This window comes from Kribbella sp. NPDC056951, from assembly GCF_042674205.1.
In the GTDB taxonomy this organism is placed as follows: domain Bacteria; phylum Actinomycetota; class Actinomycetes; order Propionibacteriales; family Kribbellaceae; genus Kribbella; species Kribbella yunnanensis.
Genome location: NZ_JBHUQZ010000001.1, coordinates 1,393,335 through 1,417,966 on the forward strand (window position 1 = coordinate 1,393,335; position 24,632 = coordinate 1,417,966).

General features: G+C 64.8%; 28 protein-coding genes. 16 read left to right on the forward strand and 12 right to left on the reverse strand.

Translation table 11 applies throughout. The features are described from left to right. Window positions 1-5: 5 nt before the first annotated feature. Window positions 6-917, reverse strand: a complete 912-nt coding sequence (locus ACFTSF_RS06505) for a DNA-methyltransferase (RefSeq protein WP_380152817.1) — start codon at window positions 915-917, stop codon at window positions 6-8. A 109-nt stretch (window positions 918-1,026) separates the two neighbouring features. On the opposite strand from ACFTSF_RS06505, the gene ACFTSF_RS06510 reads away from it, so the two are divergent. After that, entirely contained in the window at window positions 1,027-1,260 is a 234-nt protein-coding gene (locus ACFTSF_RS06510; RefSeq protein WP_380152818.1) for a hypothetical protein, read from the forward strand. Between the two features lie 965 nt (window positions 1,261-2,225). Here ACFTSF_RS06510 and tgmB read toward each other — a convergent pair. The 4 genes from tgmB to ACFTSF_RS06530 are packed head-to-tail and all read right to left on the reverse strand — an operon-like array spanning window position 2,226 to window position 5,267. After that, window positions 2,226-3,194, reverse strand: a complete 969-nt coding sequence (tgmB, locus tag ACFTSF_RS06515) for an ATP-grasp ribosomal peptide maturase (RefSeq protein ID WP_380152819.1) — start codon at window positions 3,192-3,194, stop codon at window positions 2,226-2,228. A gap of 12 nt (window positions 3,195-3,206) precedes the next feature. Further along, window positions 3,207-3,410 (reverse strand): putative ATP-grasp-modified RiPP, encoded by a 204-nt coding sequence (tgmA, locus tag ACFTSF_RS06520; RefSeq protein WP_380152820.1) that lies wholly within the window; start codon window positions 3,408-3,410, stop codon window positions 3,207-3,209. A 22-nt stretch (window positions 3,411-3,432) separates the two neighbouring features. Further along, entirely contained in the window at window positions 3,433-3,972 is a 540-nt protein-coding gene (locus tag ACFTSF_RS06525) for a GNAT family N-acetyltransferase (protein WP_380152821.1), read from the reverse strand. Further along, on the reverse strand, window positions 3,969-5,267 hold the full coding sequence (locus ACFTSF_RS06530) for a helix-turn-helix domain-containing protein (protein ID WP_380152822.1): 1,299 nt from the start codon (window positions 5,265-5,267) through the stop codon (window positions 3,969-3,971). The genes ACFTSF_RS06525 and ACFTSF_RS06530 overlap by 4 nt, the downstream gene beginning before the upstream one ends. 799 nt (window positions 5,268-6,066) lie before the next feature. On the opposite strand from ACFTSF_RS06530, the gene ACFTSF_RS06535 reads away from it, so the two are divergent. From ACFTSF_RS06535 to ACFTSF_RS06550, 4 genes are read left to right on the forward strand one after another with little or no spacing between them, the layout of a single operon-like run. Then, on the forward strand, window positions 6,067-6,327 hold the full coding sequence (locus ACFTSF_RS06535) for a hypothetical protein (protein ID WP_380152823.1): 261 nt from the start codon (window positions 6,067-6,069) through the stop codon (window positions 6,325-6,327). A 17-nt stretch (window positions 6,328-6,344) separates the two neighbouring features. Next, on the forward strand, window positions 6,345-6,947 hold the full coding sequence (locus ACFTSF_RS06540) for a DddA-like double-stranded DNA deaminase toxin (RefSeq protein WP_380152824.1): 603 nt from the start codon (window positions 6,345-6,347) through the stop codon (window positions 6,945-6,947). Beyond that, on the forward strand, window positions 6,938-7,099 hold the full coding sequence (locus ACFTSF_RS06545; RefSeq protein WP_380152825.1) for a DddA-like double-stranded DNA deaminase toxin: 162 nt from the start codon (window positions 6,938-6,940) through the stop codon (window positions 7,097-7,099). Before ACFTSF_RS06540 ends, ACFTSF_RS06545 begins: the two co-directional genes overlap by 10 nt. Further along, window positions 7,096-7,539: an Imm1 family immunity protein gene (locus ACFTSF_RS06550; RefSeq protein ID WP_380152826.1), complete on the forward strand. Its 444-nt coding sequence runs from the start codon at window positions 7,096-7,098 to the stop codon at window positions 7,537-7,539. Before ACFTSF_RS06545 ends, ACFTSF_RS06550 begins: the two co-directional genes overlap by 4 nt. A 152-nt stretch (window positions 7,540-7,691) precedes the next feature. Here ACFTSF_RS06550 and ACFTSF_RS06555 read toward each other — a convergent pair whose 3' ends face one another. Then, entirely contained in the window at window positions 7,692-8,777 is a 1,086-nt protein-coding gene (locus tag ACFTSF_RS06555; protein WP_380152827.1) for an NAD-dependent epimerase/dehydratase family protein, read from the reverse strand. Window positions 8,778-8,839: 62 nt separating this feature from the next. Here ACFTSF_RS06555 and fxlM point away from each other — a divergent pair, with 62 nt between their 5' ends. The 3 genes from fxlM to ACFTSF_RS06570 all read left to right on the forward strand — a co-directional run bounded on the left by fxlM (window position 8,840) and on the right by ACFTSF_RS06570 (window position 11,231). Then, complete coding sequence (fxlM, locus tag ACFTSF_RS06560) at window positions 8,840-10,243, forward strand: methyltransferase, FxLD system (RefSeq protein ID WP_380152828.1); 1,404 nt, start codon at window positions 8,840-8,842, stop codon at window positions 10,241-10,243. A 185-nt stretch (window positions 10,244-10,428) separates the two neighbouring features. Next, complete coding sequence (locus ACFTSF_RS06565) at window positions 10,429-10,971, forward strand: hypothetical protein (RefSeq protein WP_380152829.1); 543 nt, start codon at window positions 10,429-10,431, stop codon at window positions 10,969-10,971. Continuing rightward, window positions 10,968-11,231, forward strand: coding sequence for a helix-turn-helix domain-containing protein (locus tag ACFTSF_RS06570; RefSeq protein WP_380152830.1), 264 nt, complete (start codon window positions 10,968-10,970; stop codon window positions 11,229-11,231). The genes ACFTSF_RS06565 and ACFTSF_RS06570 overlap by 4 nt, the downstream gene beginning before the upstream one ends. A gap of 186 nt (window positions 11,232-11,417) precedes the next feature. Here ACFTSF_RS06570 and ACFTSF_RS06575 read toward each other — a convergent pair whose 3' ends face one another. After that, window positions 11,418-12,395 (reverse strand): GlxA family transcriptional regulator, encoded by a 978-nt coding sequence (locus tag ACFTSF_RS06575; RefSeq protein WP_380152831.1) that lies wholly within the window; start codon window positions 12,393-12,395, stop codon window positions 11,418-11,420. Window positions 12,396-12,447: 52 nt separating this feature from the next. Between ACFTSF_RS06575 and ACFTSF_RS06580 the strand changes: the two genes are divergently transcribed. From ACFTSF_RS06580 to ACFTSF_RS06595, 4 genes are read left to right on the forward strand one after another with little or no spacing between them, the layout of a single operon-like run. Further along, the gene (locus ACFTSF_RS06580) at window positions 12,448-12,843 is read left to right on the forward strand and encodes a cupin domain-containing protein (RefSeq protein ID WP_380152832.1); all 396 of its coding nucleotides are present in this window, start codon (window positions 12,448-12,450) and stop codon (window positions 12,841-12,843) included. A gap of 42 nt (window positions 12,844-12,885) precedes the next feature. Then, window positions 12,886-14,283 carry a purine-cytosine permease family protein gene (locus ACFTSF_RS06585; protein ID WP_380152833.1) on the forward strand — a complete coding sequence of 466 codons (1,398 nt, stop codon included), beginning with the start codon at window positions 12,886-12,888 and terminating at the stop codon, window positions 14,281-14,283. Next, window positions 14,280-14,726, forward strand: a complete 447-nt coding sequence (locus ACFTSF_RS06590; RefSeq protein WP_344156116.1) for a nucleoside deaminase — start codon at window positions 14,280-14,282, stop codon at window positions 14,724-14,726. The genes ACFTSF_RS06585 and ACFTSF_RS06590 overlap by 4 nt, the downstream gene beginning before the upstream one ends. Beyond that, entirely contained in the window at window positions 14,723-15,682 is a 960-nt protein-coding gene (locus tag ACFTSF_RS06595; protein ID WP_380152834.1) for an isopenicillin N synthase family dioxygenase, read from the forward strand. The genes ACFTSF_RS06590 and ACFTSF_RS06595 overlap by 4 nt, the downstream gene beginning before the upstream one ends. On the opposite strand, the gene ACFTSF_RS06600 is transcribed toward ACFTSF_RS06595, so the two are convergent. From ACFTSF_RS06600 to ACFTSF_RS06615, 4 genes are all read right to left on the reverse strand, one after another. Continuing rightward, on the reverse strand, window positions 15,679-16,089 hold the full coding sequence (locus ACFTSF_RS06600) for an ester cyclase (protein ID WP_380152835.1): 411 nt from the start codon (window positions 16,087-16,089) through the stop codon (window positions 15,679-15,681). The genes ACFTSF_RS06595 and ACFTSF_RS06600 overlap by 4 nt on opposite strands. Window positions 16,090-16,106: 17 nt before the next feature. Then, the gene (locus ACFTSF_RS06605; protein ID WP_380152836.1) at window positions 16,107-16,484 is read right to left on the reverse strand and encodes a nuclear transport factor 2 family protein; all 378 of its coding nucleotides are present in this window, start codon (window positions 16,482-16,484) and stop codon (window positions 16,107-16,109) included. A gap of 201 nt (window positions 16,485-16,685) precedes the next feature. Further along, a complete protein-coding gene (locus tag ACFTSF_RS06610) occupies window positions 16,686-17,720 on the reverse strand; it encodes a hypothetical protein (RefSeq protein ID WP_380152837.1) in 1,035 nt (344 codons plus the stop codon). 90 nt (window positions 17,721-17,810) lie between these two features. After that, the gene (locus tag ACFTSF_RS06615; protein ID WP_380152838.1) at window positions 17,811-18,194 is read right to left on the reverse strand and encodes a nuclear transport factor 2 family protein; all 384 of its coding nucleotides are present in this window, start codon (window positions 18,192-18,194) and stop codon (window positions 17,811-17,813) included. 208 nt (window positions 18,195-18,402) lie between these two features. Between ACFTSF_RS06615 and ACFTSF_RS06620 the strand changes: the two genes are divergently transcribed. The 4 genes from ACFTSF_RS06620 to ACFTSF_RS06635 are packed head-to-tail and all read left to right on the forward strand — an operon-like array spanning window position 18,403 to window position 23,605. After that, window positions 18,403-20,301, forward strand: coding sequence for a pre-peptidase C-terminal domain-containing protein (locus ACFTSF_RS06620; protein ID WP_380152839.1), 1,899 nt, complete (start codon window positions 18,403-18,405; stop codon window positions 20,299-20,301). An 18-nt stretch (window positions 20,302-20,319) separates the two neighbouring features. Beyond that, window positions 20,320-21,537: an MFS transporter gene (locus ACFTSF_RS06625; protein ID WP_380152840.1), complete on the forward strand. Its 1,218-nt coding sequence runs from the start codon at window positions 20,320-20,322 to the stop codon at window positions 21,535-21,537. After that, window positions 21,534-22,466, forward strand: a complete 933-nt coding sequence (locus tag ACFTSF_RS06630) for a TolB family protein (RefSeq protein WP_380152841.1) — start codon at window positions 21,534-21,536, stop codon at window positions 22,464-22,466. Before ACFTSF_RS06625 ends, ACFTSF_RS06630 begins: the two co-directional genes overlap by 4 nt. Window positions 22,467-22,480: 14 nt before the next feature. Beyond that, the gene (locus tag ACFTSF_RS06635) at window positions 22,481-23,605 is read left to right on the forward strand and encodes a YibE/F family protein (protein ID WP_380152842.1); all 1,125 of its coding nucleotides are present in this window, start codon (window positions 22,481-22,483) and stop codon (window positions 23,603-23,605) included. On the opposite strand, the gene ACFTSF_RS06640 is transcribed toward ACFTSF_RS06635, so the two are convergent. After that, on the reverse strand, window positions 23,578-24,522 hold the full coding sequence (locus ACFTSF_RS06640) for a hypothetical protein (RefSeq protein ID WP_380152843.1): 945 nt from the start codon (window positions 24,520-24,522) through the stop codon (window positions 23,578-23,580). The two genes, ACFTSF_RS06635 and ACFTSF_RS06640, sit on opposite strands and share 28 nt — an antisense overlap. Window positions 24,523-24,632: the final 110 nt, after the last annotated feature.

Genomic DNA, 24,632 nt, shown 5'->3' on the forward strand with positions numbered 1-24,632 from the left:
CGATGCTAGCCGAGACCTTCGGAGACGTCTGCCCCCAGAGTTTGCTCCTTCAGTACTCCGGCGATGTGTCCACAGAACTGTTCGCTGAGCTCGACCCCCACGGCATCCCGTCCCATCGACAACGCGACGGACATTGTGGTGCCGCCTCCGACGAACGGATCTAGCACCGTTCCGCCCTCTGGGCAACCTGTCTCGATGCAGCGGCGCACTAGGGACCGGGGGTAGGGAGCGTAGTGGGTGCCACGCGCGATGGAGTTCCGCTCGGGCTCGATCTGCCATACGTCCTCCTCGCCCTCTAGTCCGTCACGATTGAAGTAGTAGCGCGGCGACTTCGTGAACAAGAAGATATGTTCAAATTTGCGCCATGGGCGATCCTTGGCGGTCGGTTCCGGGATGCTGGTTTTGCGAACCCAAACGATGTCGCTGCGCAATGTCCAACCAGCGTCTTGCATTGCAATCGCGACGCGCCAGGGGATGCCGATGAGCGACTTTCTCGGAAGCCCAAGACCTGGCCCGTCAACGGCTCGCAGAACGGACATGCGGCGTCTCGGATGTTTGTCGTCGACGCCATGTGGTCTGCCCTTGGCGTTGTAATAGGTATCGCCGAGGTTCAGAAAAACAGTGCCAGAGGACTTGAGGGCCTTCCGCATGCCTTCAAAGGTATCTACCAAATTGCTTACAAAACCATCAATATCCGGTTCCATGCCGAATTGGCCTTCGACGTCGTAGTCTCGCTGCCAGAAGTATGGGGGCGATGTAACGACGCAATCGATAGAATTGGGCTCCAATGTTGGCAGGACATCGTGGCTGTTGCCTTTGTGTAAGGTCCAGGCTTGACCGTTATTCTTCCCGTTGGCATAGATGGTCGAGGTCTCGCTCGTACTCATGTCTTTGTCACTATCCTTGATCTCGATCATGCCCACAGGCTGTACACACTGCGAGTGTAAGAGAACTCCGACGGACAGGGAAGCGCGACACTCCGCAACGCAACCAGAGACCACGGGCGCCGTTGAGTACGGTTCCAACATGGACATCGCGTTCCTTGCCGGCCCGGCAGAGGTTGGCTACGTGCTGGGAGTCGCGCCGAACACGGTGAACGCGTGGAAAGTTCGAGCGAACCAGTTTCCGGAGCCTGTGTTGCAGCTGAGAGCAGCTGCGATCTGGGATATCCGCGAGGTGATCGCGTGGGCTGATGCCTCCGGACGTCCGGTGGTCCACAGGGAATATCGGGCGTCGGCGCGCTGCAGCCACGCTGAGTGACCGCCCGCCCATGATCGTCATGTGTCCGCACGATACGAGGTGCCGTGGACAGTTTTGACGCCGACCTCCGCAATGAGCGTCGACTCAGCCGTAGGCTTGCCGGGGCTGAGCTCGATCGCTACGAGGAGCGGGCCGGATCCTCCGGCTGCTGGACGCTGGTTGATACTGCTTTCTTTGATCCTGCCGGCCGGACGATTTCCAAGCCCCGCCTGGCGTTACGTTGTCAACTGTATAGTCTGTGGGTCGTATCTTTCTAGACATGTCTTGAGCGCTACGGCGAAGCTCTCTCCAGGGCAGGCACGGAACGTGTACCGGTGCCACCGGGAGGGATGACGGGGCTCGCCGCCCACCAAGAAGATGGGCACGCGTCGGTTCCTGATCTGTGCCTCCAGCCACCTAACTTGCTCTCGGTGATGTAGCCCAGCTGGCCCGCTCGGGTCGCTAACGCCATATGCCAGGAGCACAGCGGCTGCATCTTCAAGCGACTCTAGGAGAGGACGCCGGGCATCGAGCCAGCCGTCTGCCTTGAGGCCGCTGGCGGAGATATTGCCGGTACGGTAGGTGGGAATGCTGAAGATGTTCGCAAGGCGAACCTCGTCGTACCCGAGTGCCTGCCGTGCTTGTTCCGCCCGAGCTCTTGTTCTGACACCGGACGTCGTCGGCGGGTTGCTGCCCACTACTAGAAGGATCCGAGGGGCATAGGGTGAAACGTCCACAGCCACACTATGCCGGGAGTACCATTACGACCTGACACTGGCCCACCATTAGTCATTTAGTCAATGTGAGCGACGCCGATTCGCCATTCCGGCATCGGCAGGTTGGTGACGATGGCGAACACGGCGATCCGCTCGGATTCTGACCGCGGCCTCGCCAGGGGTTTGATCCTTCGACATAGCGATGATCGCCGGGTATGTGCTCCTCTAGCATCAGCTCGAGAGGCCGAATTCGGCCCATGCCCGGGTGGCTTAAGGCCGCGGCCCAGGTGGCGCGGTGAGTTCAATTGAGATCGCAGCAGCGATCTTGTCTACGTCCTCTGGGAGCCACGCCCATTGGCCGTTGGCGTTGATCTCCAGGAAGTTCCAGGTGCCGTCTGGTTCGACGACGAAGTCGAGCACGCCGAAGGTCAGGTGCAGCTGATTCACCAGTCGGCCGACCCCGGTGCGTATCTCCTCGGGGATTGCAGCTGGTCGGAAATACAATGCGTCGTAGTCGGTGCGCCAGTCGATCGTTTCCTCTGGGCTGTGTGCGTGGATCTGGGTGGCGAACATCTGCGTTCCGACCACGGTTAGACGGACGTCATGGATCTTGGGGACGAGTTGCTGAAAGAGGTGCGCCGTTAGGTGCACGGATTCGTCGACCTCCTCAGCCGTGACGGGCCGGACCATCGGTGTGGGCATCTGGGCTGGGTCTTGGGCGAAGTCGCGCCCAAGACCCTTATAGATCACTGGTCCGGCCTGTCCGGCGATGAAGTGTCGGGCAGCGGTTGGATCGTTGGTGATGATTGAGCGAGGGGTGGCGAGTCCGGATGAGCGGGCGAGCATGAGTTGGTAGGGCTTGTAGGAGGCGGCGCGTTCTGCGACCGGGTGGTTGATCCAGAGGCAGGGCAACGACATTAGGACGCCGGTGAAGCCTGCTTGTGCTTCTGTTGCTGCGAACTCGAGTTCGTCGGGTGTCATGTCAGCTGGCAATCGGAAGGTTGTCGGCCGGCGGCAGTAGATGCTTCGGATAGCAGAGAGGGCGACTGAGCGGCCCGCGTATGTGAGGACGCCGTCCCACCCGTCTTCGTTGCGGGCTTCCAGGGTGAGTTCGGTTGGGAAGTCAGCTACGTCGCAACGAAAGACGGGGGTTCCGGATTCGTGGAGCTTTTGAACGACGAGGTCGGCGGTGAGGTCCTTCGGGTTGGTTAGCACCAGGACGGTCGGCTCGTCGCTCATTGGCAACTCCGGTCAGGCGAGCATGGCGTTGGCGTCGTCATTGCCGTCGCCGGGGTGGCATCGCTCGGCGGCCAGAGCACCGGGCTGTGCTATCGAGGGGACGCCGTCTGCAGATGTGTTGAGCTGGAGTTCCGCGTCGTACTGCTGATCATCTGATGGTCCTTGCTCGCCGGTGGAGCGGACGAGGTGTGACATGCCAAACGGACGACTAGACATAGTTGGTCCCTTCTTAGAAGAGTCAGATGGAGTTGGCGTGCAGGGGGAGGATGCTGATGTCCTCGACTGGCCAGTGGGCATAGGTCTGGGTGTTGCCGACCTTCTTCCAGCCCCAGCGTTGGTACATCGCGTGTGCCTGCGCGCCCGGGCGGGAGATCAGGCTGGCGAACTCTTCTGGGCGGTCGGTTAGGAGCGCGTCGACAAGTTGGCGAGAGTAGCCGTTGCCACGGGACGCCTTCCGGATGCCGAGCTCGATTACCGCGAAGATAGGATCGGCGGAGATTTCGTCGGGGCGTGGATCGGTCGCGACACCGGTCCACCATCGCTCCGGCGGGAACGTGAATCCGTAGGTGAAGCCTATGAGGTCGCCGTCGACGTTGCCGGCGATCAGTGTGAAGCCTGGCAGGTTGGCATGCTTCGTGATGCGGATCTCGAACTGTTCGATGTCCTCATCTGACATCTCGTACGGTGGCTCGGAGTAGGCGTCTGCATAGAGCGGCTTCAGATCGGGAATCAGGGCGAGCGTCTCGGCGCCTGTATAGCGGGTCAGGGTCAGTTTCATGCTGTCTCCGAGTCGAGTCCGGCTTGGCGTGCATGGTCGGCAAAGGAGATGCCGCGCGAGGATCGTGAGGCGCGTGCTGCCCGAGCTACTGCCTGAACGTGGTGTCGGGTTCGTCGTGAACCGCTGGCTGCAACCGAGTCGAGGTGAGGCGTGAGGATTTCGGTCGCCCCAACGATGTCGCCCTTGCTGACCGAGGATCTGGCTAACAGAGTTGTGTAGAGCAGTTGGTTTCGCTGGAGGTGCGGCGGGATGCGGTCGATCATGGCTCGGTAAAGAGACTCGGATCGACTCGAGTCGCCGAGTAGGCCGTAAGAGAGGGCCCGAAGGCCGTCGAATTCCGCCCGATCGTAGAAGTCGAGCCAGCTCGGATCATCGTCTGACGGTCTGTCGGGCAGCAGACTCGCCGCCTTGCGCTGCATTCGATCGAACTGCGATGTCTCGTGACGCGCCGCCCATGCTGCCGCTTCACGAAGTAGAAGGAGCGACTTGAGCCTGGGCGACGCCCATCCGCTGGCTACCGACAGCGCCCGTTGAGCGAGCAGGAGGCCCTCAGGTGCACGCTGCAGGCTGAACGTCGCCTGATTCGAAAGACTGGTCAGCGCGAAGACTTCTGTCTCGAGGTCGTTTGCCAGTTGCGCCTGGTAGTGGGCGTGCTGCCAGTGAAGGCGAGCCGCACCCTGATCCCCGCCATCGAGGTGGAGCCATCCGGCCATCATCGAGAATTGCGCGGCTAGCGACTGGGCTCGCTGGGTGATCTCGTACGACGCGAGTTGCGACTGCACGAGATGATCGGCTCGTCCTGCCAGTCTGGCGGCTAGGTGACGGAGGGCGTCGGTACCGCCGTACTGATCGCTCAACTGTTGGAGGCGTGGCACCGACTCTCGAAGCGCCTCGAGTTCTCGTTCGGCATCCGCTGGTCGCGGTCTGTCTGGCTGGTTGCCGAGTACGCCCCAAACACTGGCCGCAGCGGAGGCGCCGAAGCCGCCGAGAAACTGCCGTCTATCCGTGGCGTCCTCCTTGCCCATTGCCCGCGCCGGAGAAGGTTTGGCTGCTAGGCCGGCTAGATCACGGGGGATACCCAGACCATCGCAGAGCGATCGGATGGTCTGGATGGTCGGTGTTGGGATCTTGCCGTTCATCAAACGGGAGATCGTCGATTGAGTCAGACCGGTGGCCGTACTCATCTTCATTTGAGTGACGCCTGTAGCGGCGCTGATCGCCCGTAGGGCGGTAGACCAGTCCCAATCGTTCAAGGCCGCTACCACGTCTTCGCGAACCAGCACATCGGCCGGCACTTTGAATCCGGCACTCGCTGGAAGCGTGCGCCGTGCGACATCACATGCGCCGCAGACTGAGCCGGGGTTATGCCGGCTCAGTGGCGCCTCGCAGCGTTCGCATCGTCGCACGAAAGACATTCTCCCCGGCTCCATCCGCTCACGCTATGCAAGCGTGCATAACGCGATCCACATGCTCATGCATGCACGCATCGTCACCAAAGCGATCATTCATGCACTCTCTGTAGCGTGATCGATTCTTCCAGGCAATTCCTTGCCCCCCAGCAGTCAGGAGGCCGAGGACGTGAATGCGCCCATGTGGATGCTGGCAGTCGCCGCCGTTGCGCTGGCTATCGGAATGCTGTGCGATCTCTGGTACGACCTCGGCAAGGGGCGCCAGTGACGGCGGCGGTGGACCGGTGATCCGCAGATTCGAGCTGGTCTGCAAGCGCGACCCATCTGGTGGCGTCGGAACCGGGGTCGTTGCCTTAGGCGTTGAGTTCCCGTTCGATCATCGTGGCTGCGCTTGGGTCGCTCTCAAATGGCTCGGCGAGTACTCCGGTCTGTCGCTGTGGCCGAGCGTCGATGACCTTCTGGAAGTACACGGCCATCTCGATGCGGCTGACGTTCTCTGGTTGGACCCGGAGCCGTCCGATGTGTTTGCCCAGTCGAGCTTCCGGCACCCTGCGATCGATGAGGCCGGTAGTCGACACCCCTGATCGGGTACGGCCGGCGTGCTGGAGATCCCTGAGCCCGCGCCGGTCGTGCCTCACCACTTGTTGCCATTCGCACATGACAGCCGAGAGCAAGTGAGGCAGATATGTCCCAGATCGAGCAGTTGAAGCTTCAGCTCCATGGCCTGGCTGACCAGGCCCGTCAGGGGACCAGCAGCCTGGCAGGGTTCAAGCAGCGATTCGAACAAGCAAGCCAACAGGTTCAGACCCTGATAGCCGGCTCGGCTACGGGCGCCGACCGCGACATCTCGACGGTGTTGGAAGCGGCGGGGAAGTCCGTAGAGCAGGCTGTTCAGGCGCTCCACATTGCTGAGGCTGGTTGTCGCAGCTACGCCGACCAGATCTAAGACATCGCGATACGCCTATGGCCTCCGAGCTGCAACGGGTTGCCCAGTCGTTGCTGGCCGCCCTCGACGAAATCCCTCGAAACGTGCCGTACCTGCAGGACCAAGCGAGAAGGTACCGAGAAGCAGCCGGCTGGGTTGCCGCGCTCGGTAGCAATCTGCTGGCTCAAGCTGCGGCTGTTCAGCTCGACGGGGCGGCCAATCGGTGTGAGGAGGCGGCGCACTTCCTTGCTTTGGCACCGCCGAAGTCCCGCGCATGGGTCGAGCAGATGGTCGCTGGTGAGCGGAGGATCGGACCGACGGGCGACGAGGTCAGCCCTGTGACGGTCTCACCTGACCAGTCAGGAGATCGTGCGTCGCATCGTCCCACCGCGGACGACGTACAGGAGATCCTTCGGCGTCTTCCGGTGCGAGACGAGAGCAAGTCGACGCCGGATAAGACACGAGGTCGGTGGATCGGCGCTGCCGGGGACGAGGAGGAACTTGTCAGCGGGTATGACCGATACTCGGCGGTTGCTGATGAATATATCGCCAGAGAGAAGGTTGGACCTCCGCCGCATAGCCTTCGTATCGCTGCCCACGTTGAGGTCAAGTTCGCGATGATGATGCGTGAGTGGGGCTGACCGACGAGACGATCGTGATCAACAATGTGCCGTGCCGGCGGCCGTGGGGCTGCAACATCCTGCTGCCGTATCTCCTCCCCAAGGGGGCGAGCCTGACGGTGTACGACCAGGATGGGTTCGGCAAGACATACCGCGGAAGAGGGAAGGCATGAGCTACAGCGCAGAGGCGTACTTCCAGAACGAGGAACCCACGATCGTCACGTCCGCGGACGGTGTCGACGAACTGATCGATGCTCTTCTCGACGCCGGCCCGCAGCGCTCGGTTGCCGTCCTCGCGGTTCGAGGACGGCCGACATCAGAGCTTGGTCTGCCTGACCACGAGTTCGAAATCGCCGTTGACTCTAGGCGGCAAGTGGGCGGCTTGCGCTATGCAGGTAGCCACTCTGATGAGTCTGGCGTCTGGTACGCGGTAGGCGCCCAAAGTGGCCCAGATCGTTTGATCTATGCACACGTAGGCGATGAAAGCCCTTTCCCAGCCGACTCGGAGCTACCGATCGACGTAGTACGAGCCGCGGTCAAGGAGTTTCTGAGTGGCGGGGGCGAGCGTCCATCGTCGGTTGACTGGCAGCAGTGGCCGAGTGATCTTCGCTAGGCGAGATCAGCGTAACGCTGATATGAAGCCGAGCTCCTTGATCCACTTGGTTCCACGTAGCGACGACCACCCTGATGTCCAACGTCAGTCCGGGACCTGTACGCCGAACAGTTGGGAACCTACGGTCCGCGGGAGTTCGACTCCTCGCCTGATTACCGAGTGCTCGACTGAGCGGCTTCCCAAGTTTCTAAGAGCTCGGCTTCGTGGTCGGGTGACATGCCGTGGTCGGCTTGGCGGGGGTGGTCGATGAGGCCATCGCGGTCGAGGGCGGACTTGAAGTCGCGCAGTGTTTCTTGGAGCGGCCGGCATCTAAGGCCGGCCTCCTCTGCGCGGCAGCCGTCTACGTGCCAGGTACCGGCCGGAGTTCGCCAGAGCGGCATCTCCGTCCACTGATTAACGCGCCGCTCGCCAAGCCACTGGGGGTCGGCCCATACCGGTTGGGTACGGCGCCCGGTCAACTCCAAGCAGATGTCGATGAGGTCGCCGTAAGTGGCGTGACCGATGGGAGCAACCAAGTTGAAGACACCGTCCCGCCTTGCCTCGATCGAGTCCAGGAGGAACGCCGAGACGTCGCGGACGTCGATTGGTTGGATGGGCTGTTCCGGCGGGGCGGGGAGCAGCCAGCGTCCGCCGCGGGCCGCCCGCTCCAGCAATTTGAGTCCGCGGCCGACGTACTCGCCAGGTCCTAGGATGACGCCGGGTCGCACGATGAGGCAGTGCCTCGAACCTTCCGTCGCGGCGGCCTCGCAGCCTGCCTTCAGGGTGCCGTATTGACCGCCGACGGTTAGGTGCCCGAGTTCGGGAGAGTGGTCGGTGTAGGTGGGAGAGGACGGCCAGAGCGGTGAGGACTCATCGACTGGGCTGGTTGGCCAATCTGAGTATGCGCTGACAGTTGAGACCAGCACGTACTGCTCGACTCGATCAGCCAGTGCATGTGTTACTTGGGCGACGTCGACGGGTTCGTAGGCGCTGGTGTCGATCAGGGCGTCCCACGTGCCGAGCTCGGCCAAGCGGTGGAGGTCCGCGTCGTTTCGGCGGTCACCGATGACGTGAGTGGATCCGGCCGGCGGTTGACCGCTCTTGCCTCGGGAGAAGGCGGTCACTTCCCATCCGCGGGCTAGTGCGTCGGAGACGAGCGTTCGGCCGAGGAACCAACTGCCACCGAGGACGAGGAGTCGCATGGTGATGATCTTGCCGGGTTGGGCCGCGTCCTCGCGACTCCACTCGCCGGGTGCCATGCCTGGCCGCGTTCCGCCACGCCGGACAGCGCCTGGGTGAGCTGACCCGCAATGGACTACTCATGAGCGACCTCGGCCCGCCATCGGCCATCGCCAACCGCGCGAGGCTGTCATTCGAAGACCACAGCACCATGTCAGCACTAGGGAGCACAGTTATGGGAGCAAACGACCGCGTTGTGTCGTTGCCCGGAGCCAAGACCGGGATTACCAGCCTCGATCAGGTGAGCAGCGACCCGGCCGGACAGATCTTCACCGCTGACCGTCTGCGCCATGCACTTGTCGAGGAAGTGGTGAACGAGGGTCGCGTACGCACGCCTTCCATCAAAGAAGCGATGGAGACCGTGCCTCGCCATCTGTTCGTGCCCGGCGCTTCGCTCGAACAGGCCTACGCCAACTCGACGGTCGATATCAAGCGCGCTGAGGACGGAACGTCTATCAGCTGCGCGTCGCAGCCGGGGGTCGTCGGGCTGATGCTCGAGCAGCTCAAGGTGGAGCCCGGTCACAACGTTCTTGAGGTGGGCGCGGGCACTGGCTATAACGCCGGACTTCTGGGCCACCTGGTCGGAATCTCAGGGTGCGTCACCACGATCGACGTCGACGACGACCTCGTCATCAATGCGCGATCTCACCTGACTTCAGCCGGGATCGGTAACGTCACCGTCGTACATGGCGACGGTGCGCTCGGGTATCCCGACGCCGCCCCCTACGATCGAATCATCGCGACAGTCGGAGCCCACGGCGTACCGCATGCTTGGCTCGATCAGCTCGCGCCTGATGGCCGGCTGCTGGTGCCGCAGAGGCTCCGCGGCAGCGTGTCCCGCTCTATAAGCTACGAGCACCACGACGGCCGCTGGGTCTCAGTCAGCAGCGAAATGAACACCTTCATGCCATTGCGCAAAGGCATCGCCGACGACAACCGCCGCATCATCCCGCTCACGGCCAACGGCGCCGTGCGCCTGCAGACCTACAGCGAACAGGCCATCGACACAGCTTCCCTGGCTGATGTCGTCGATCAGCCCCGCATTGTGCTCTGGACCGACGTTTGCTTCCAGTCCATGGAGTCGCCGGATTGGATGGAGCTATGGCTGACATGCACAATGCCAGGCGGCCTCAGCCGAATGCCTTTCAGTGCTGACGCCGTCAGCACGCTTCTCTTGGACGACCCTTACCCCAGTTCCAGCGCAGTGGTCGACAAGAATGCTCTCACCTACCTGGCCCGGCGGCTGTCGGACCGGCGTACTCCTGAAGGCTCGAAGCTGTGGGAGTTCGGAGTCGTCGGGCATGGCCTCGGCAGTGATGACTTGGCCGAGCGCGTGAGGGAATCGATGCAGACTTGGGACCGCGAGTACCGCGGACGTGAGGCCCGTTTCGAACTCAAGGCGCTCGATGCGGCGCCACCCGAGCCAGCCCCCGGCCGCTTCTCATTCGTTACGCCGTTGAACCAACTGATCATCGACTGGCAGTAGAGCTCCGCCCAGTCGTGACCGCACCGCCGGTTTCCGCAGTGCCGCCCACGCACGGTAACGGGAACCGGCGATGCCAGGTGCCCGCGCGGCCCGCATCGTTCCAGTGCGAGGAGATACAGATGGACCCCTCAGCCCGACAGCCCAGCGCTTAGAGCCTGGCGAAGTAGTGCGCGAAGGAGATGATGATGATGTCCTACGGATCGTGGTGGCCACGACCCAAGCCGGACGACGATCGCCAAGTCTGGGATCTTGTTCCCTTGCTGCGGGTTGGGCCTCTGCTCCTGGGCGGAGGGATGGATCAGGGCGACGTCGAGAAGGCTCTCGACGAGCAGCCGAGTAGCTACGGGCAATACAACAGCTACGTGAAAAACGCGCGGTTCTCGAGGATCGGTGTGAAGACGCTTTACGATGCCGAGACTGGGCGGCTCAAAGCCGTTGCGGTTGATGCTCTGATTGGTCCTCGCGTCAGGTTTCTCGACGAGGTCGAGTTGATCGGTCGTCCCCCATCCGAGGTGGCCGGTTGGTTTCTCGACAACCACGAAGGCCTCGGCGTGGAGTTCCGGATCAATCAATGTGGGGACCCGGCTTTCGATGAGCTGGGTCTGGTCCTCTCGACTCAGCGTGCTGGCGATCACCTGTTGAGCCGCGCGATCTTCGTCGCCAGGGACTGGGCTGAGAGCTGCGGTGACACCTCAGAGGGCCCACTGGCCGGTCTCAACATTCTGTGAATGGTCCAAGTGGGCTCACGCCGAACGAGGCGGCTGAGAAGCTCGGTCTGAGTCGTATCCACCTGCACAAGCTGCTCGACGCCGGCGAGATCGCATCGCATCGTGTCGGTCGCGATCGACGTATCCGCATGCGCGACCTTGCTGCCTTCGAGTTGCAGCGTGACGGTGGTCGCCGCGAACTTGCCGAGCGGTTCGCGCACCAACGCGAGACGACCGCTGGTGCGATCGACGAGGTCGTCGACCCCGCTGCCTGTACCTGACACGGGTTGGAGGACATGGGGCGGCGGCGGGTACCTTGCGAATGGACGCCGACCCCGGTGGTTGGTCGCGGGCGGTAGCCCGCAGGGCCCGGGCGGTAGCCCGGAGGAGAACTAAGGGTGGGTGGGTGCGCGCGTAGCGGGCGCGACGAAGGAGTGACTGCGTAGCACGCGGGGGAAGGTCTCTTCTTACTTCATCCCGTGGGCGGCGAGGCTGAAGCGGCGGCGGTAGGTGGTGGGGGTTAAGCCGGTGGCGCGTTTTAGTTGGAGGCGCAGGTTGGTGGCTGTGCCTAGGCCGGATTGGCGGGCTATGCGGTCGAGGCCGGGGGTGCCGCGTTCTAGGAGGCGGCAGGCTAGGGCTACTCGTTCGGTGGTTAGCCAGGCTAGTGGGGTGGTGCCTAGTTCGGACTGGAAGCGGCGGTGGAGGGTGGCTGGGCTTACGGCTGCTCGGTCGGCTAGGTCGGTGACGGTTAGTGGGTGGGCTAGTTGGGAGCGGGCCCAGGCGAGTAGGGGTGCGAGTGAGGTGTCGGGGATGGTGGGGACGGGCTGGTCGATGAATTGGCGTTGGCCGCCGTCTCGGTGGGCGGTGAAGACTAGGCGGCGGCTTACTGCGTTGGCGATTTCGGCGCCGTGGTCGGTGCGGATGAGGTGGAGGCCTAGGTCTAGGGCGGCGGCGCTGCCGGCTGCGGTGTAGATGTTGTCGTCGGCAACGAAAAGGACGTCGGGTTGGAGATCGACGGACGGGAACATCTGCTCGAACAACTGAGCCCAGCGCCAGTGGGTGGTGGCTTGGCGGCCGTCTAGTACGCCGGCTGCGGCGAGGGTGAAGGCGCCGGTGCAGAAGCTGACCAGGCGCGCCCCGCGCGCGGCAGCCCGCCGTACGGCGTCTAGTACGGCGGGATCGACCGGTGCCTCGGGGTCCGGGCGGTTCGGGACGATGACGGTGTCGGCGGTGTCGGCCTCTGACAGGTCGCCTACGCCGCTCAGGGTGAAGAAGCCGAGGTGCATTTCCACCGAAGGGGTCGGCGTGCAGAGGGCGAGGTCGTACCAGGGGATGTTGAGTTCGGGGCGGCGTAGGCCGAAGAGTTCGGTGGCTACGCCTAGCTCGAAGGGGTTGGAGCCTTCGTCGACGATCACCACGACTCGGTGCGAGGATTCTTTCGGCATGTGCCATTTCTAGCACTCACGACGCGATCGGCGTACCGGTCAGGCTGGAATCATGAACCAGCCAGTGGACCTGCACGCCGTACTGAAGACCTTCGATGATCTGTGGAGCCCGCGGATCGCGGCTCGGATCAACGACTACGACGTGCGGGTGACGAAGGTGGCCGGGTCCTATGTCTGGCACCTGCACGAGACGACTGACGAGTTCTTCCTGGTTCTCGAAGGCGAACTCGGCATCGGGCTACGTGATCCCGAGGAGCGGACGGTCATTCTGCCCGCGGGTTCGGTGTTCGTCGTTCCGAAGGGGGTCGAGCATCGGCCGTTCTCCGAGGATGGTGCCTCGATTGTGGTGATCGAGCCTGCTGGGATTCCGACCACCGGGGATCGGCATGAGGCGATCCCGGATCACATCAAGACCCACACGGGTTTGCCCCTAGGGGAGATGTCTTAGGAATCCGTTGCGGGCGCGATCGGAGCGGGCCACAATCCTTGAATGACTGGGGCTGAGCCGACGACGGATGGCACGTACCGGGATCGCACGTTCGCCGTCGAGCCCGGCGGGAACGAGGTCATCGCCGATGAGGACCGGCACGGCAGGCCCAGCCAGTTGTTCTGGACCTGGACGTCGCCGAACCTCGAGTTCGCGACGATCTTTGTCGGCGTACTGTCCGTAGCCGTTTACGGGATGAGCTTCTGGCAAGCGCTCGGTGGCGTCGTGCTCGGTACGGGCTTGGGCGCGGTCGCCCATTACTTCCTGTCAGCGCGTGGCCCGCGGCACGGGGTTCCGCAGATGGTGTCGGGGCGGCTGGCTTTCGGTTTCAAGGGGAACGCGCTGCCCGCCGTACTGATGTCGATCACGGCCGGCGTGGGCTGGTTCGCGACGAACAGCGTCAGTGGCGCGTATGCGCTGGCCGCGTTGTTCGGCATCGGTCCATTGCTGGGGCTGGTCATTATCGTGCTAACCCAGACGGCGCTCGCGTTCGCCGGCCACAACCTGGTGCAGGCGTTCGAGAGGTACGCGTTTCCGGTGCTGGCGGTGATTTTCGCCGTCGCCTCGATCGCCATCCTGACGAAGTCGCACCTCGGTGCGCCCGCGCTGGAACCCCTTGTGGGTAACGGTTCTCTCGGCGGATTCTTACTGACAGTCGGTACGGCGTTCGGGTACGCCGCGGGTTGGACACCGTACGCCGCCGACTACACCCGCTATTTGCCATCCACGGTGTCGGGTCGCCGTACCGGATTGTTCGCAGCGGCGGGCCTGTTCCTGTCGTGCGTGGTGCTGGAGATGGTCGGCGCCGCGTCGGTCACCATCGGACCGGCCCTGTCGGAGAACCCCACCGAAGCATTCACCGGCGAATTGTCCTCGCCGATTGCCAAGGCCACACTGCTGGCCATCGCGATCGGGGCGATCGCCGCCAACTCGATCAACATCTACTCCGGCGCGATGGCCTTCGTGACGATCGGGGTGAAGCTGCCGGGGCACATCGCCCGCGCGCTGGTCACGGTGTTCTTCGGGATTGCCGGCTTCCTCGTCGCGTGGTGGGCGTTGCCCGACGCGGCCGCTAGCTACGAGACATTTCTGTTGATCATCGCCTACTGGGTCGGGCCCTGGCTCGGCGTGGTGCTTGCCGATCAATACCTCAGAAGGGAACAGGCGATCGCCGGACTCCTGTACGACCGGTCGTACGCGAACTGGGGTGGTCTGGTCTCGTTCCTCGTCGGCCTGGCCGGATCGGTGCTGCTGTTCTCCAACCAGGAGAGGTTCACCGGTCTTGTCTCGAAGGCGATTCCCGGGATCGGGGACATCACCTTCTTCGTCGGATTCCTGCTCGCGGGTGGCGGCTATCTGCTGCTGTGCCGCGCGAGGATCAACCGGGAGGTGCTGGTATGACTCCCGAGGAGATGCTCGACGTCGCCATCGCGGAGGCCCAGAAGGGCTTGGCCGAGGGCGGGATTCCGATCGGTGCGGCGCTGTTCACCTCGGACGGCGTGCTGCTGGGCAGCGGTCACAACCGTCGTGTGCAGAACGACGACCCGTCGGTGCACGGTGAGACGGACGCCTTCCGCAACGCAGGCCGTCAGCGTGACTACCGGTCGACGGTGATGGTGACGACGCTGTCGCCGTGTTGGTACTGCAGCGGTCTGATCCGCCAGTTCGGTATCGGTGCCGTGGTCATCGGTGAGAACCGGACGTTCGACGGCGGTCAGGACTGGCTGGCCGAGTACGGCGTCACGGTGACACTGCTCGACGATCCGCGGTGTGTGACGATGATGACCGAGTTCATTGCCGCGAATCCGGCACTGTGGAACGAAGATATCGGGGTTTCCGAATGAGCGCGATTGCCACCATTGACATCTCCCGCTGGTACGCCGGTGGTGCCGAAGCCGACGCGGTTGCGGCGGAAGTCGACGCGGGTCTGCAACGAGCCGGGTTCATCCTCGTGACCGGGCATGGCGTCGATACCGACCTGGCTGCGCGGGTCCGGGCCGCCAGTCGCGAGTTCTTCGCGCTGCCAGACGACGTCAAGGCGCGGTACGAAGTGCCGGTCGGCGGACACGGCTGGCTCGGCCCCGGTGCGGAAGCCAACGCCCTGGTCGAAGGCACCGAGAGCCCGCCGGATCTCAAGGAGAGCTACAGCCTGGGCGCGGAGACCACGACCGGCGACCCGGAGGTCGACCGCGTCTGGTTCGCACCTAACGTCTGGCCGGCTGAGGTTCCTGCTCTGCAGACGCTGGTCAACGAGTACACCGCTGCGATGCGCGAGCTGTCCGATGATCTGCTGGCGCTGTTCGCGCACGCACTCGGTCTGCCGAACAACCCGTTCGTCACGTTGGCCGATCACCCCACCTGGACGATGAACATCAACCACTACCCACCGGTGAGCGTGGTGGGGGAGCCCGAGCCAGGACAGTTCCGCATCGGCGCGCACACCGACTTCGGCACCGTCACCGTCCTGGACCGAGAGCCCGGTGCCGGTGGCCTACAGGTCTATTCAGAAGAAGGCGGCTGGGCCGACGCGCCGTGGGAGCCAGGTGCGCTGACAGTCAACATCGGCGACCTCCTGGAGCACTGGACCGGCCACCGCTGGCCCTCGGGCCGTCACCGCGTCCTACCCCCGCAACCACACGCCCCCGAAGAAGACCTGGTCTCCCTGATCTACTTCTACGAGGCCAATCACGACGCGGTCGTCACCCCGCTGGAACCTCCGATCGGTAAGGCAACCGACCTGAACCCGGTCACCACAGCCGCCTTCATCAAGGAACGCCTCGACGCGATCACCGTGGGCTAGCTCGGCGGCGGCATGTGGCCGAGCTGGACCATCATCGTGGTGGTGTCGTAGTAGATCGCGCCTTCGACGCACTTGCCGTCGCTCCACCGCAGCAGCTCGCAGAACGGTGTGGCGAGTTCCTTGCCAGTGGGCGGCAGTTCGCCCAGCGGGCCGTCGTTCGTACCACGCGCCGTGAAGCGCGCGATGGTCCAGTCGCCGGCCTCCAGATACGTCGCGTCCGCCACGCGGGCGTCGGAGAATGCGGTCTTCCATTCGGTCAGCCAGCCGGTGGTCTCCGCCTTGTCCTTCATCGTGAGGCCGCGCGCCTCGTCGGTGTAGACGATGTCCGGCGCGAAGTACGCCGACGCCTGCTCCGCACCCTCGTTGCTCATTGCCTCGTGTGCTGCCCGGTGAAGCTCGATCGACATGATGTTCCCCCTGCTCTTCAGTTCTCCGGCAGCGGGACGCTGTGGATCAGCGCCGCCCGCCACTCGCCGTCGACGCGCCGCAGCACGACCGAGGTCGGTGCTGAGACCTTCTGCGGCTCACCATCGAGCGTGTAGGACTGGTCCAGCCAGCAGGTCACCAGGCCGACCTCGCCCCACGTTCGCTCCTCGAGGTCCGACACCGTCGTACTGACGTCGTCGACCGAGCCCGCAAGCTGGTCGAAGTACGCGCCGATCTCGTCGGCGTCGCGCAGCCACCGCCGCGTGATCTCGTCGACCCCTTGTCCGTCCGGCGCCAGCATCGTCCGCAGCGCCGCGAAATCCTGACGGTCGAACGCCGTCATGATCTCCTTGAAAGCCGTCGCCAATTCCCCCATCGCACTACCCCCTCAGGTCTGCGATAGCAGTCCCGGTCATACCGTCGACCGGGTTGATCGGGGCAGGAACCCGCACGGCGATCACCCGGTCACGTCCAGGCGCGCAAGCAGGCGCCGTGACCCCACGATGCCGCGCCCTCGGCGAGCATCTCCACGTCCAACGCTCGCCCCAGCATCCGCCTCAGTCAAGCCCCAACGGCGTCAGGTACCGCGGATGGTGAAGGTGTTGCTCGGGCCGGGAACCTTCTCCGGGCGGCAGAAGGGAGATGCGGGGAGGTAGGCGCGGTAGTAGATGACGCCCTTGTACGACGGCTGTGCGTTCAGCGTGAATCGCTCGCTGTCACGGACCTTCCCGGAGCCGACCACTCGCCACGCCGTGGCGCCGTACAGGCGTTGCAGCTGAACCTGGCAGCCGGCGCCGTCGAAGACGGTCCCGTTCACCGGGACGATGCTGCCGACCGGGGCGCTGGTCTTCGACGGGGCGGCGGAGATGGCGGCGGGGCGTCTGACGAGGGTCTCGAGGTAGGCGATCTTGGTCGGCTTGCCAGGGATCTCCAGGCAGCTGGTCCAGTCGCCGTACTTGTCCGGCGGGAAAGCCCGGACGTAGTTGCCGTTCGTGTCACTCAGGACGGATTCGCTGGGGCTGTTCTCGAGACACCGTTCCTCGTACCCGAACAACAGTTTGAGCCGGGTGCCGTACGGCTTGCCGGTTTGCGAGTCGAGGACGGTGTAGCGCACCGACCAGGGTTTGCCGTACGGGACCACCTTCGGCGTCAGCAGCGACACGACCTTCGGGACGTGTACGCCGTTCACCGTCAGCCGCGGCGGATCCGCAACAGGCGCCGGGCTGCTGGCCGGTTCGCCCTCGACGAACTCGTACCCATCCACTGTGGTCGCCTCAACGGCCCCATTCGCCGTGGACGGCACGTTCACCGTGCCCTTCCACACGCCAGGCGTTCCGTCACCATCGACCAACGCCAGCGGCATCGACGAGAACTCCTTGAGCGGACCGGTCCCGGCGATCCGCTTGAACTGGACGTAGACGTTCTTGTGGTACGGAAGGTCCGCATAGGACCCCTCGACCGTGACGGTGACCGGCACGGTGTTGAGCGACGAGACCGCGACATCGGCCCGGCTCAACTTCACTGTCATCGCCGGCGCCTCAGCAGCCTGCGCGACGCTCACCGGCACACCTAGGGCCGACACGACAAGAAGGGCCGCGAGAGTTCTATGCATACAACCGAGAATGCCGCCCAGCCACCCTGCGGCGCCAACGCCATGCCGCAAGGTTGCACGATCAGGCGCTCCGAGTAGACCAGTACCCGGTCAGCCGGCGACCGTCATCCGAGGACCGGCGTGACCGGCCAGGCAGCGCCACTCGTCCCCGTCCCGAATCCAGGTCTGCGTCATCGGCATCCGGAACTCCTCGGGCCCCTGCCCGGCGTCCACCCGGTCGCTCACGACACAGCGCAGTACGGCGGCATCACCCACGACCGTCACCTCGATGTCGGCCAACGTCTGCGCGGCCCATTTCAACGAACCGCCGGTGTTGCTCGCGAGGTAGCCGTCCCGATCGAAACTGTCGCCGACGTGCGAGGTCCACCTGAACTGCGGATGCAACCAGGCTTCCAGCGCCACCGCGTCCCCGGCCGCCAACGCCGCCGCTCGCGCCTCGGCCGCCGCGACCACCTGCGCTTCGCTCGTCTCCATCATCAAGTCCCCTCAATACACGGAACAATCCGTTTCGGCTGGGTGAATTCGCCGTACCCACCGCTCGATCAGGGTAGTCAGCGGGAGCGTTCATTCACTGAACATCTGATGGCCAACGACGTGGTCTTGATCCTGGTTGGCAGGCCGCTACCTTGCTGTTCCAGAGCGTTACTCCGCCCCCTCCTCCGCCCCGAGGTGTGTGACAACCATGGTTCGATTCCGTACGACGTACAGCCGCGCAACCCTGGCTGCCGTGACTGCAGGTGGTCTCTTGGTCGCTGCGGCGATCAGTACCGCGGTTGCGTCCGCAGCCGAAGGTGATGATCCGCCGGCCGCGGCCCCGCTCATCGGCGAAGCGAACGAGCGTCAGCAGGTCGCCGAGAAGGGTGCCAGCACCGGGAAGGCTCTCACGACCTCTGCTGGTCAGGTCTGTGCGCCAGCGGGCGCGAAGTGGTTGCGGGTCCGCGTCGCCAAGCTGGATCTTCGTGGTACCGACTCGCTCGTGGTGTCCGGCGCGACCGGCGATTCCACCAGGTTGACCGCGACCAACTGGCAGGGCAAAGCCTTTCACACCAAGGCGTTCTCCGGCAGTTGCGTGACGGTGACACCGAAGCTGAAAGACCCCGCCAGCAGCTACTCGATCGATGCGTACCAGTCCGGAACGCAACCGTTGTCCTTGGCAACAGTCACAGTGGCGGGTGCCGGTGACATCTGCGGTTCCGCGTGTAACCAGACTCGCGATCTGCTCGACAGCATCAACCCTGACGCCGTCTACACCGCGGGCGACAACGCCTACGAGAGCGGCACGCTGTCGGAGTACAACAACAACTACCACCCCGAGTGGGGTGCCTATAAGAGCATCACGCACCCGACGCCCGGCAACCACGAGTACGGGACCAGCGGCGCGTCCGGGTACTTCAGCTACTTCGGTTCCGCGGCCGGTCAGTCCGGCAAGGGTTACTACTCCTGGGACATCGGCGACTGGCACTTCGTCGCGCTGAACTCCAATATCTCCAAGTCGGCCGGCAGCGCGCAGGAGGTCTGGCTGCGCAACGACCTCGCCGCCAGCACCAAGCCCTGTACGGCGGCCTACTGGCACCACTCGCGTTTCGCCGCCGGGAACTACAGCGACGATTCGTCCCTGAAGCCGTTCTTCCAGGCGCTGTACGACTACCACGCGGACCTGGTGCTGAGTGGACACGACCACAACTACATCCGCTTCGCGCAGTCCAAACCGGACGGCACGAAGGACACCGCCAACGGCATCCGCCAGCTCCTCGTCGGCACCGGTGGACGGGCGCTCTACGGATCCGGCGGCAGTACCGCCGCGACCATTGAGAAGAGCAACTACAACACCTTCGGCGTCGCGAAGCTGACCCTGAACAGCACCGGCTACACCGCCGACTTCGTCCCGGTCGCGGGTCGGACCTTCACCGACACCGTAACCAGCAACTGCCACGCAAAGACCGGCAGCAGCACACCGTCGTACACGGTGAGCGCAAGCCCGTCCTCGGTCTCGGTCGCCCGCGGTGCGAGCCGCACCTCCACGGTCACGGTCGCCAGTTCCGGCGGGTTCAACGCGGCCACGAACCTCACGGTTTCGGGCCTGCCGGCGGGTGTGACGGGATCGTTCAACCCGTCGTCGGTGACCCCGCCCGCCAACGGCACAGCCACCTCCACGCTGACCCTTACGGCCTCGGCTACCGCCACCACCGGCGCGACCACGGTCACGGTGACGGGGACCTCCGGTACGGCGACCAAGACCGCGGCGATCGCACTCGACGTCACCAGCGGTGGCAACGTCCTCAGCAATGGTGTCCCAGTGACGGGCTTGTCCGGCGCGCAAGGTGCAGTGCTGAAATACACGCTCGCGGTACCGGCCGGCGCGACGAACCTGAAGTTCGTAACGGCGGGTGGATCGGGTGACGCGGACCTGTACGTGAAGTTCGGTTCGGAGCCGACCACGTCGAGCTACGACTGCCGACCGTACAAGGACGGGAACGACGAGACCTGCACGTTCTCGACCGCCCAGGCCGGCACGTACTACGTGATGATCCGCGGCTACGCCGCCTTCTCCGGTCTGAGTCTCACCGGCAGTCACTCGTAGCCGATGTACCTCTCTTCGATGCGAGCCGCGGACACGGCCCGCGCCGGAACCGTCGATGGCGGTCTCCGGCGCGGCCGGGTCCCGGTCACGGTCGTTGCCCTGGGCATCGTCAGCTTCGTGACCGACGCCTCTGCGGAGATGATCACCGCGGTGTTGCCGATGTACCTGATCTACGGGCTCGGCCTGGGCTACCTGCAACTGGGTGCGCTGGACAGTCTCTACACCGGCGCGACCGCGCTGTTGCGGCTCGCAGGCGGTTACGCCGCCGACCGGCTGAACCGGCCGAAGGCGGTCGCCATCGCCGGGTACGGCGTCTCTGCGCTGACCCGACTCGGGTTTCCGCTGGCCGGTGGATCGCTCGCCGGTATCAGCACCTGTGTGGCGATCGACCGGGCAGGCAAAGGCGTCCGAACTGCGCCCCGCGACGCGATGATCACCTTGGCCACGCCGACCGCCGACCTAGGTCGCGCCTTCGGTGTCCATCGTGCGCTCGACACCGCGGGTGCGCTGCTCGGTCCACTGCTCGCGTTCGGCCTGCTCGCGCTGCTGCCGGGCGGGTACGACTCGGTGTTCGCAGTGAGCTTCTGCCTCGGCGCGATCGGCGTACTGGTCCTGGTGTTCTTCGTCCGCCAACCTCGCCGAGCCGCCGCCCAGCGCGCGGCGACCAGCCTGCGCGCGGGCCTGCGGGTCGCGTTGCGGCCGGGTGTTCGCTCGCTGGTGCTCGCTGCGGCATTGCTCGGCCTGCTGACAGTCGGCGACATGTTCTTGTACGTCGCCCTGCAGCGCCAGGCGGGTTTGCCCAACGAGGTGTTGCCGCTGCTGCCACTCGGAACCGCCGGAACCTTCATGCTGGCGGCAATTCCGCTCGGCCGGTTCGCCGACCGGTTCGGTCGGTGGCGGATGTTCCTGGCCGCGCACGTCCTGCTGGCCGGCGCTTATGTGCTGGTCGCGGGCGGTATCGAGGGCTGGGTCGTCGCGGGCGGGGTACTCCTGCTGCACGGCTTGTTCTACGCCGCGAGTGACGGCGTGCTGATGGCCAGCGCGGGTCCGCTGATTCCGGCGGAACTGCGTGCCACCGGGCTGGCCGTCGTACAGACTGCGCAGGCTTTGGCGCGGGCGGTTGGGGCGCTGGCGTTCGGGATCGCGACGGCGGCGGCCGGTGCGCGGTCGGCCTTCGGTGTGTTCGCGGTGTTGTTGGTGGCCGGGGTTCTCTTGGCTAGGCGAGGACGCTCATGAGTCGAATCGTCACCGGCGTTGCGTTGATCGCGTTGTTCGTTGCTGCTGGCATCGGTTATGTGGGCTGGCGGGCGAGCGCGGCCGATGGGCCGACCGCGGCGCCGCTCGACCTTTCGCGCGCCGGCACCCTCCTGTACGTCGACCGAACCAGTACCGTCCGGCAGGTGGCTCGGGACCACCCGGACCAGGTGATCGGTTCGGGCGCGTCGTGCCACCGGGTCTACGCCGGCGCGGGAACGCTCGGTTGCTTGCGGACTACCGGCGTACCGATGTCGGCCGAGCTCGAGGTCTATCGCAACGGCGAGCTGGCCAAGAGTTTGCCGGTCTGGGGTGATCCGAGCCGGGTGCGCGTCTCGCGGGACGGTCTGTTGCTGGGATGGACGGTGTTCCGGGCGGGCGACAGTTACATGCGGCAGGGCGCGTTCTCGACCACGGCAGGGATCTTCGACCTGAGCAGCGGCACGCAGTACGGGTCGTTGGAGGACTTCACGACGTACGTTGACGGCAAGCGGTACAGCTCGCCGGACGTCAACTTCTGGGGCGTGACGTTCCTGAGGGACTCGACGTTCTACGCCACGATGGCGAGCAAGGGGCGGACCTGGTTGATGCGCGGCGACCTCTCCAGTCGGCGTCTGACGAGCGTTCGGGAGAACGTCGAGTGCCCGTCGGTATCGCCCGACCAGACTCGGATCGTCTACAAGTTCCGCACCGGCGACCAGTGGCGGTTGCATGTCCTCGACCTGGCCAGCGGCGCGGACCACCCGCTCGCCGAGACTGCGCACCTCGACGACCAGGCCGCCTGGTTGGACCACAAGACCATTGCCTATGGCAAGAATGACGGAGCGGGACCGGCCATCTTCACAGTGCCGGCCGATGGGACAGGTTCGCCGTACCGGCTGCTGTCCGGCTCATCGCCGGCGCCGCTGTGAGTCACGGTGCCGAGGTGGCTGTTGCGCGGCGGGTGCGGATCGTCCTCGGCGCGATCCTGGTGCCGTTGCTGGTCGCGGCCGGGGTCGGTGTCGCGATGCTCTGGCCGAGCCATGCGGTGCAGGTCGACGCGCTGCAGACCGCGAAAGCGCGCGGCGTCGTACTGTCTATTGCCCGTTGTGCGGAACGGCCCGATGAGTGCGACCGCGCCCTAGTCAAGGTGACCGCTGGCGAGGGCACGGGCACCGAGGTCGACGCGCGTGTGGTCAAGCACCCGCTGGTCCCGCGCGTCCAGCCCGGCAACCGGATCCTCATGCAGGTCAGTCCGGAGGCCGGTGCTGACGAGCGATACAAGTACGTCGACCAGGATCGCGGCCGCCCGTTGTTGCTGCTCGTCGGGATCTTCGCCGCCGCGGTGATCGCCTTGTCGCGCTGGCGTGGTCTGGCCGCGCTTGGCGCGCTGGCCGTCACTGCCGTGGTGCTGACCCAGTTCGTGATGCCGGCGATCCTGACTGGCGGTGATCCGTTGCTGGTCGCCGTCGTCGGATCGTTCGTGATCATGGGCGTCACGTTGCTGCTGACCCACGGTCCGAACGTGCAGACCGCGATCTCGATGGCCGGTACGGCGGGTGCTCTGGTGCTCACCGCCGGTCTCGGCGAACTGTTCGTGCGGGGTAGCCGGATCAGCGGATTGGACGGCAATGGCGCGTCCGAGGTGGCGTCGTACGTTCCCGGCGGGGTCAACCTGCAGTCGCTGGTCGTGGCGGGGCTGGTGATCGGGGCCCTCGGCGTACTGGACGATGTGACCGTTACTCAGACCGCGGCGGTATGGGAACTGTCAGCGGCAAACCCTTCTGCGAGGCGGCGCGAATTGTTCGCGGCCGGGCTGCGGATCGGCCGTTCGCACGTCGCATCCGTGGTCAACACGCTCGTGCTGGCCTATGCCGGTGCGGCCCTGCCGCTGCTGATGCTGTTCGCCATCACGGGCACCCCGGACGCGTACGTCGTGTCGCTGGAGACCGTCGCCACGCAGATCGTCAACGGGTTGGTCGGCAGCCTCGGCATCATCGCCGCCGTACCGTTGACCACTGCTCTTGCGGCCGCTGCGGTCGGTCAGTCCCAAGCCCACGCGACCCGGTAGATCCCAGGCGACGGGTTCACCTCGACCAGCTGAGCCGTGTGCGACGCACCGAGCCACAGCTCGGTCTCCTTCGGCTCGCTGTCCGCGATCGACAGCCGGTGCGTGCGATACACCCGCGCCGGAAGGCACGACGGATCGAAGCGCACCTGAATCGAGAAATCCAGCAGCCCGGGCGCGGCCCGATGCGACTGATACGCGTCGATCTCCGCCGTCACCGACCGCAGCGTGTACCGCAACACCGTCAGCTCGCCCGCCCGCAACGGCCGCTCCAGCAACAGCTCATACGTGCAGAACCCAGTGGCTTCGTCGTCACGCAGCCGACCGAGCCGGCAGCCGACAGTGTCCTCGATCCGCAGCGGCTCGACCATCCCGGCATCGGTCCGGAACGCACCGACGTACCGATCGACGTCTTGCGCCGCGCGAACCACGACCAGATAGCTGGACTCGAGCATTTTGTGGTTCGACCCAACGGTGCTGGTGATGTGCACGCCCACCTTGGTGAGCCGATGCAGCGCATCCAGACTCGTCCCCATCCGCTGCAGCGCCCGCGACAACCCATCAGGCCGAGCCCAGGCCTCATCCAGCCGCAAGGAATTCGGCTGCTGCGCCAACCACCGCCCCCGAGGCCGCGGTGGCCCCAACAACGACGACAACGCCTCCGCCTCAAGCCCCAACACCTGCTCAACAGCCGCCAAAGCCCGCAACGACTCCGGCCGCTCCGGCCGCGTCCGCCCATGCTGCCAATAACTCAACGCCGTCTTACTGACCCGAGTCCCACGCTCTTCCAACTTGTGCTGCAACCGGTCAAGACTCAGCCCACTACCCCGGATCGCCAACTTCAACGCAAGACTGAACGGACCGCTGGCAAGCACCTCATCCAACCGCACGCGGTCACCATCGCGCCCGTCGACCACCACGAGGCCACCGTAACGGATGCGGGCTGGCGCTGTGGGCTTTGTCGTGCAACGCTGTAGCGGAGCCGCTGTTAGGAATCCAGCAGAGGTAGTGGAGACACGTCCTTGCTGGA